The organism is Collinsella sp. TM04-29 (assembly GCF_003466565.1).
Lineage (GTDB): Bacteria > Actinomycetota > Coriobacteriia > Coriobacteriales > Coriobacteriaceae > Collinsella.
Genome location: NZ_QSPW01000013.1, coordinates 1 through 1,273, shown reverse-complemented (window position 1 = coordinate 1,273; position 1,273 = coordinate 1). Strand labels below are relative to the sequence as shown.

Genomic DNA, 1,273 nt, shown 5'->3' with positions numbered 1-1,273 from the left:
GGCCCGAAAGAAAGGTAGGAGGCCATGACGAAAGGTCTGCACGTGCCTTCCGAGATCGGCAAGCTCAGGAAGGTCTGCCTGCACCGTCCCGGCGACGAGCTCCTCAACCTGCCGCCCGACGAGCTCGAGCGACTCCTGTTCGACGACGTCCCGTTCCTTGAGGTCGCGCAGCAGGAGCACGACACCTTCGCCCAGATCCTGAGGGACCAGGGCGTGGAGGTGCTCTACCTCGAGAACCTCGTCGCAGAGGTGTTCGACCAGGTCCCCGGCGCCCGCGCCGAGTTCACCGACCAGTACATCGCCGAGGCGGGCATCCGCGGCCAGCAGATGCCGCAGATCGTCCGCGAGAAGCTGGACTCCATCGAGGACAACCTCGAGTTCGTCAAGAAGACCATGGCCGGCATGACCAAGGCCGAGATCGACATGCCCCTCACGGCGTCCACGACCCTCGACTCCCTGGTCAACTCCGAGTCCGAGTCCGACCTGATCATCGACCCGATGCCCAACCTCTACTTCACCCGCGACCCGTTCGCGGTCGTCGGCGAGGGCGTCAACCTCAACCGCATGTACTCGGTCACCCGCAACCGCGAGACCCTGTACGGCAAGTACGTCTTCAAGTACCACCCCGACTACAAGGACGTCTCCCTGTACTTCCGCCGCGACTGCCAGTTCCACACCGAGGGCGGCGACGTGCTGAACATCAACGAGAAGACCCTCGCCGTCGGCATCTCCCAGCGCACCCAGGCCGCCGCGATCGACGTCATGGCCCAGAACATCTTCTGGAACTCCGACTCCAAGGTCGAGCGCATCCTGGCCTTCGACATCCCCGTCTCGCGCGCCTTCATGCACCTCGACACGGTCTTCACCCAGATCGACGTCGATAAGTTCACGATCCACCCCGCCATCATGGGCACCCTGCGCGTCTACGAGCTGACCGCCGGCAAGAACCCGGGCGACGTGAACATCCGCCTGATCGAGGACACCCTCGAGCACGTCCTGGAGGACGCCACCGGCGTCGACCAGGTCAAGCTGATCCCCTGCGGCGGCGGCGACCCGATCGCGGCCTCCCGCGAGCAGTGGAACGACGGCTCCAACACCCTGTGCGTCGAGCCCGGCAAGATCTGCGTCTACGCCCGCAACACCGTCACCAACGACGTGCTGTACAAGGAGGGCCTGGACCTTCTCGTCGTGCCCTCCGCCGAGCTCTCCCGCGGCCGTGGCGGCCCGCGCTGCATGAGCATGCCCTTCTGGCGCGAGGACCTCTAAGGTTTTC

General features: G+C 65.2%; 1 protein-coding gene. It reads left to right on the top strand.

Going from position 1 to position 1,273, the window contains the following annotated elements:
- Positions 1-24 precede the first annotated feature (24 nt).
- The gene (gene arcA / locus DXD39_RS10035; protein ID WP_117774421.1) at positions 25-1,266 is read left to right on the top strand and encodes an arginine deiminase; all 1,242 of its coding nucleotides are present in this window, start codon (positions 25-27) and stop codon (positions 1,264-1,266) included.
- Positions 1,267-1,273: the final 7 nt, after the last annotated feature.